The organism is Halorubrum sp. SD41 (assembly GCF_058630335.1).
On sequence record NZ_JBZVGZ010000018.1, the window covers coordinates 79,483 to 85,921 of the forward strand.

Consider the following 6,439-nt stretch of genomic DNA (forward strand, 5'->3'; position numbering starts at 1 on the left):
GACCCCGCGGTCGGAACGAAGCGGGCTCAGTACGAGGGCGACTCCTCGGGCTCGCCGTCGCGCGCGTTGACGACCCGACCGAGGGTGAAGAGGAGGTCGGAGAGGCGGTTGAGGTAGGTGACGACGGCCTCGTTTATCGGCTCCGAGCGCGCGAGGTCGACGACGCGCCGCTCCGCGCGTCGGGCCACGGCGCGCGCGTGGTGGAGCGCCGCCCCGGCATCGCCGCCGCCGGGCAGGACGAACGACGTGAGCGGCTCCAGCTCCTCGTCGAACGCGTCGATGTGCTCCTCCAGCTCCTCGGTGTGGCGGCTCTCCACCTGCGGGTCGTCCGGATCGGGGTCGGGGTTGGCGAGGTCGGCCTGGGCGATGTGGAGGTGGTTCTGGACCGTCTCCAGCAGATCGTCGACGTCGTCGTGGCCCGTCGGACGGACCGTGCCGAGGAGGGCGTTCGCCTCGTCGACGGAGCCGTACGCCTCGATCCGGTGGCTCGACTTCGACACCCGGCTCATGTCCCGGAGGTCGGTCTCGCCCTCGTCGCCGCGGCCGGTGTAGATGCTCATTGGAGAGTCCTCTCGACGTACTCCACGATGTTCGCGCTCTCGGCCATCGTCACGCCGCGCTCCTCGTCGACGAGGACGGGGACGCCGCGCTGGCCGCTGACGCGCTTCACTTCGTTCCGCCGAGAGTGGAGGGCCTCCACCCACTCCGTCTCGTAGTCGACGCCCGCGTCGTTCAGGGCGTCGGCCGCCTTCTCGCACCACGGACACCCGTCGAGGGCGTAGAGTCGAACGCTCATACCGATCGATCCGTCCGCGCCGTCAAGAAGGTGTGCGTCCGGTGCGGCCCGACCGACCGGGTCCGGTCGTCCCCCTCGACGGCCTCACAGGTCGTGATACGACTCCATCTCGGCCCGGTGTTCCTCGGGCAGCGGCGCCGGTTCCCCGGTCTCCGGGTCGAGGGAGACGAGCGTCGCCTCGGCCTCCGCGGCGACCGCGTCGCCGACCCGGACCTCGTGCGTCATCGTCGCGCTCGACCGCCCGAGGTCGGCCACGTCGACGGTGACGGTGACCTCGCCGTCGGAGAGTTCGATCGGGCGCCGGAAGTCGATCGAGATCGACGCCAGCACCGTCGAGACGCGCGCGAGGTCGGCGTCGAGGACGTCGCGGAAGTACCGCGTCCGCGCCTGCTCGACGTACGTCGCGTAGACGGCGTTGTTGACGTGGCCCATCGCGTCGATGTCGCGGAACCGCACGTCGATCGCCGCGGTGTACGTTCCCATATCCGACCCACTGGCGGGCGTCGTATGTAGGCGTCGGGATCGGGACGACCGCGGCCGAAAACGCGGACGCGGCGGCCTCGACAACGTATAAAAACGACACGCGCGTATCGACGAGGCATGGACAACGGCGCGATCGACGACGTCGACAGGGCGATCCTGTACGCGCTACAGGAAGACGCGCGGAACACGTCGTCCGGAGACATCGCGGAGCGGACCGGCACCTCGGACAGCACCGTCCGCAAGCGCATCCGGCGGCTGGAGTCCGACGGCGTGATCAAGGGGTACAGCGCCAGCGTCGACTACCAGCGGTCTGGGTATCCGCTCCGGATGCTGCTGTACTGCACCGCCTCGATACCGGAACGGGGCGAACTCATTCCGGACATCCTCGACATCGACGGCGTCGTGTCGGTCCAAGAGCTGGTGACCGGCGAGCAGAACCTCCTCGTGACCGTCGTCGGCGAGTCGGACGACGACATCACGCCGGTGGCCCAAGAACTCCTCGACATGGGCGTCACCGTCGCCGACGAGGTCCTCGTGCGGACCCACGAGACGACGCCCTTCGGCCGGTTCGACTCGGAGCGGAACGGCGACGGCGGATGACGACCGCTCCGGGCTGAGACGGGGCCCCCGCGCAGCCGACGCCGATCAGCCGAGTGTACGGCGACGCGGAGACCATCGGCCGACGGCACACGCGACGTGGAGGCCGGTCGCCGGTCGGACGGTCGATCGAAGGGAGAGAAAACATAATGTTCTATAATACAGGTTATTCGAACAGTTTGTGAATACAGGCAGTTTTAATAGGCGTTGTGTTCTCGAAGAAGGATAGATGCGACCGAAATCGGATCCGGACTCCCTCCGGACGCCGGAGGCGGTCGCGTGACGAGTCGAACGATGTCAGGACGCACCTCGAAACCGACGGGCGGAGCGCTCCGGGAGACGGCCGAGTCGTCGGTCGTCCCCGTCGCACTAACGCGGCTCGCGTGGACGCTGTTCGCCGCGAGCGTCGCCGCGCTCGTCGCCCGAGTCCGACTCGGCGGGCCGTGGGAGGTTCCCGGCGCGGTCGCCGTCGACGGGCTCACCGTCCTGCTGTGGGTCGTCGTGACGTTCTTCAGCGGGATCGTCCACAGCTACTCGCGCCGCTACATGGCGGGGAGCGCCCACGAGACCGACTTCTTCCTCGGGGTCTCCGCGTTCACGCTCGCCGTGATGGCGCTCGTCGCGGCCGACCACGTCGCGCTGTTCTGGTGCTTTTGGCTGGCGATGGGGCTCCTGATGGCGCGGCTCATCGGAACCGTCGACGGCTGGCCGCAGGCCCGGGCCGCCGCGGGCGTCGCCCGTAAATACTTCCTCGCCAGCAGCGCGCTGCTCGGCGTCGCCGTGACGGCGCTGTGGTGGGCGACCGGTGCGACGACGATTTCGGGGATCGCCGCGAGCGCCGACTCACTCGGTGGACCCGCGTGGCTCGTCGCGGGCGCCGCGCTCGTCCTCGCAGCGATGATCCAGTCGGCGCTGGTCCCGTTCCACGGCTGGCTGCTCTCCTCGATGACGGCCCCTACGCCGGCCTCGGCGCTGATGCACGCCGGGTTCGTCAACGCGGGCGGGATACTGCTGACCCGCTTCGCGCCCGTCGTGACCGTCGAGACGTGGCTCATGCTCGGTATCGTGGTCGTCGGCGCCGCGAGCGCGCTGGCCGGGAAACTGCTCAAGACCGTCCGGTCGGACGTCAAGGGCGAACTGGGCTGCTCGACGGTCGGCCAGATGGGATTCATGATCGTCCAAGCCGGGCTCGGCTTCTTCGGCGCCGCCGTCACGCACCTCGTCTTACACGGCTTCTACAAGGCGTACCACTTCCTGAGCGCGGGCGACGAGGTCGAGCGCGTCGCCCCGACGGAGTCCGGCCCCGAGTCCGCCGGAACGGGCGTCGCCGGCGCGGTCGTCGTCCTGCTGACCGGGCTCGCGGGCGGCGCGACGTTCGCGCTCCTGACGGGAAAGGGGACGAGCGTCGACAGCGGGCTGCTGCTCGCGGGGTTCGTGACGCTCACGACGCTCCACGCGGCCCGGAGCGCCGTCCGGCGGACCGCCCTCTCGACGGCGGCCCGCTACGCGGCGGTCCCGCTGGTCGCGCTCCCCGCCATCGCCGTGTACGCGCTCGCGTACCGGGCCGTCTCGGGGCTGCTCGCCGGGCTGCCGCTGGTCTCCGCCCCGACCGAGCTGACCGCGCTCCACGCGCTCGTCGCCGTCGCCTTCCTCGCGGCGTACGTCGCGGTCGAGACCGGCGCCCACGAGCGGAGCGAGCGCCTCTACGTCGCGCTGCTGAACGCGGGCCAACCCGCACCGGACACCGTCCTGACCGCCACGGAGGAGTACGATGACAACTGAAATCGGCATCGACGACGACGCTGACGGCATCGAATCGGAGATCGACGCGGCCGCGACCGCGGTCGGCTCGGTCTGGCCGGTCCACTCGTTCGTGACCGCGAATCCCCTCGCCGGCTTCGAAGACCGGCCGTTCGACGAGGCCGTGAGCCGGGCGGCGGACCTCCTCGGCGGGCGCGGCTACCCGCGCGCGGAGACGTTCCGGGCGGCCCTCGACGAGGGACGTATCGACCCCGACCTGCTCGACGCGGAACTGACCGACCGGGGTTACGATGGCGACCCCGAAGCCCTGCTGGAGCGGCTGGAGAACGCCGAGGAGACGGCGGAATCGAGCGGTTCCGACGACGCGGAGGCGGCGGACTCCGACGCCGAGCGCGTCGACCGCGTGCTGACGAAGTGGCTGTCGGCGTTCCTCGACGAGGGGCAGGCGGAGTGGGCGATGCCGAACCGCGAGGCGGGGTTCTACGACGCGTTCCGGTCGGTCGCCGCCTACGACGACGAGGTCCCGGACGAGGGGCTCGTCGCCGACCTGCCGGCGTCGGCGACCGAAGCGATCGAGGCCGCGCTGGAGCCGTACCCCCGTGACCGGTGGAAGTCGGTCTTCGAGGCGCAGTTCGCCGCGCTCCCCGGGTGGACCGGGCTGCTCAAGCGGCGCGCCGAGGACGGCGGCGCGTGGCAGTCCGCGCACCCGATCACGGCGGAGGGGTACCTCGCGGCCCGGCTGGCGCTGGCGGACTCCCTCGGCGTCGACGTCTCGCCGCCGGAGGGGTCCGACGGTCCGGCGGTCGACGCGAGCGACGAGATCGCCGACGGGTTCCTGAGCGCGTGGGAGGCCACCTACCGCGACGGGCTCGTCGAGCGGGTCGCCGCCGAGAGCGAGGCGCGCGACGGGGAGGAGGTGCGCGACGGGGAGCCCGGGGCCCGCGCCGACGGCGGCGCGCCGGATCGGCCGGCCGCCCAGCTGGTCTTCTGTATCGACACGCGCTCGGAGGTGATCCGCCGGCACGTCGAGGCGACCGGCGACTACGAGACGCACGGGTACGCCGGCTTCTTCGGCGTCCCGATGGAGTACACCGGGTACGACGCCGACGTGTCCGTCGACGCCTGTCCGCCGATCGTCGACCCGCAACACCGCGTCTCTGAGGTTCCGGCCGAAGACGACGCGCGGGCGAGCCGCGACCGCTTGGGGAACCTCCGCGAAGCCGCCGGCGAGGTGGTCGAGACGCTGCGGTCGAATCCCGCCACCGCGTTCAGCTTCGTCGAGGGCGCCGGGAGCGGGTACGGGCTCGCGCTCGCCGCGCGCACGCTCGTCCCCGGCCGGGTGCGCGACCTGCTCGACGGCGCCGACGACGCGGTGCCGGGGGACCACGAGTTCTGCGAGCCGGGCGTCCACGAGCACGACGACTCCGGCGGGGGGCTTCCGACTGGGCTCACCCGCGACGAGCGGGTCGAGTACGCCGCGACCGCGTTCGAGCTGATGGGCTGGGAGGCGTTCGGTCGCCTGGTCGTCTTCACGGGCCACGCGGCGGAGACGGCGAACAACCCCTACGACTCCAGCCTCGACTGCGGTGCCTGCGCCGGCAACCCGGGCGGCCCGAACGCGCGCGCCCTCGCCGCGATCTGTAACGACCCCGCGGTGAAGGCGGGGCTGCGCGAGCGCGGGATCGACGTGCCCGACGACACCGTCTTCCTCGCCGCCGAACACAACACCACGACCGACGAGATCGAGCTGTACGACGGCGACGTGCCGGAGTCGCACGCCGCGGACCTCGAACGGCTGCGTTCGGACCTCGACGCCGCCCGCGAGCGCGCCGCCGCCGAGCGCACCGGGGAGGAGGCCGGAGGGTCGGCCGTCCGCGAGGCGGAGCGCCGCGCCGGCGACTGGGCCGAGACGCGCCCCGAGTGGGGGTTGGCGGGCAACGCCGGCTTCGTCGTCGGTCCCCGCGAGCTGACGAGCGACCTCGACCTCGACGGGCGCGCCTTCCTCCACTCGTACGACTGGGAGACGGACCCGGACGGCGACGCGCTCGAAGCGATCCTGACCGGCCCGATGGTCGTCACGCAGTGGATCAACGCGCAGTACTACTTCTCGACGGTCGACAACGCGGCGTACGGCAGCGGGTCGAAGGTGACACAGAATCCGGTCGGCAACGTCGGCGTCTACCAGGGCAACGGCGGCGACCTGATGACCGGCCTCCCGCTCCAGTCGCTCATGGCCGACGCCGACACCCCGTACCACCAGCCGCTCCGCCTCTCCACGGTCGTCCACGCGCCGGTCGACCGCGTCACCGAGGTCTTGGCCGACAACGAGGCGGTGACCGGGCTCTTGGACAACGACTGGCTCTCGCTGACGGTGGTCGACCCGACGCGTGACCACCGCGCCTTCCACTACGAGGGGGAACTGGCGTGGGCGCCGACGCCCGAGGCGGCCGAAGCGCACGCGGAGCCGCGCACGGTCCCCGCCGTGGCGGACGACTGAGGTCACAGCCCGTTCAATGGGGGTGCGTCGCCGGTACCCCCCGCGCCGATTCCGACACTTTAGAGCCGTTTGGCCCTGTTGAAACCCTGTTCTTCAAATATAACTTGGGATGAAACACCCGGTCGCTGAATGGTGCTTCTTGGTCGGTTTCGGGAGTGAGTTCCGCAGATCGGTAGCAGCGATTCGATATTTAAATAGTCGCCAGCGGCGCCGACGCCGTTTATAAATAGCCGGCGGTGGCGTCGCCGGCGGCTGCCAGAGGCGCGTCGCGCCTCGCTGCGCCTGCGAGCGGCCGGAGCGAAGCG

General features: G+C 71.0%; 6 protein-coding genes. 3 read left to right on the forward strand and 3 right to left on the reverse strand.

Annotation, left to right across the window (positions count from 1 at the left end; all coding sequences use genetic code 11):
* Nucleotides 1–26: 26 nt before the first annotated feature.
* From AC4NMM_RS10245 to AC4NMM_RS10255, 3 genes are all read right to left on the reverse strand, one after another.
* Nucleotides 27–560, reverse strand: coding sequence for a cob(I)yrinic acid a,c-diamide adenosyltransferase (locus tag AC4NMM_RS10245; RefSeq protein WP_491924199.1), 534 nt, complete (start codon nucleotides 558–560; stop codon nucleotides 27–29).
* Entirely contained in the window at nucleotides 557–796 is a 240-nt protein-coding gene (locus AC4NMM_RS10250) for a glutaredoxin family protein (RefSeq protein WP_096395488.1), read from the reverse strand. The genes AC4NMM_RS10245 and AC4NMM_RS10250 overlap by 4 nt, the downstream gene beginning before the upstream one ends.
* A gap of 84 nt (nucleotides 797–880) precedes the next feature.
* On the reverse strand, nucleotides 881–1,279 hold the full coding sequence (locus AC4NMM_RS10255; RefSeq protein WP_096395486.1) for an acyl-CoA thioesterase: 399 nt from the start codon (nucleotides 1,277–1,279) through the stop codon (nucleotides 881–883).
* Between the two features lie 117 nt (nucleotides 1,280–1,396).
* Here AC4NMM_RS10255 and AC4NMM_RS10260 point away from each other — a divergent pair, with 117 nt between their 5' ends.
* The 3 genes from AC4NMM_RS10260 (at nucleotide 1,397) to AC4NMM_RS10270 (ending at nucleotide 6,134) form a co-directional block, all read left to right on the forward strand.
* The gene (locus AC4NMM_RS10260; protein WP_096395484.1) at nucleotides 1,397–1,879 is read left to right on the forward strand and encodes an Lrp/AsnC family transcriptional regulator; all 483 of its coding nucleotides are present in this window, start codon (nucleotides 1,397–1,399) and stop codon (nucleotides 1,877–1,879) included.
* Nucleotides 1,880–2,170: 291 nt separating this feature from the next.
* Nucleotides 2,171–3,658 carry a proton-conducting transporter transmembrane domain-containing protein gene (locus tag AC4NMM_RS10265; protein WP_491924200.1) on the forward strand — a complete coding sequence of 496 codons (1,488 nt, stop codon included), beginning with the start codon at nucleotides 2,171–2,173 and terminating at the stop codon, nucleotides 3,656–3,658.
* Complete coding sequence (locus AC4NMM_RS10270; protein WP_491924201.1) at nucleotides 3,648–6,134, forward strand: DUF2309 domain-containing protein; 2,487 nt, start codon at nucleotides 3,648–3,650, stop codon at nucleotides 6,132–6,134. Before AC4NMM_RS10265 ends, AC4NMM_RS10270 begins: the two co-directional genes overlap by 11 nt.
* Nucleotides 6,135–6,439 lie beyond the last annotated feature (305 nt).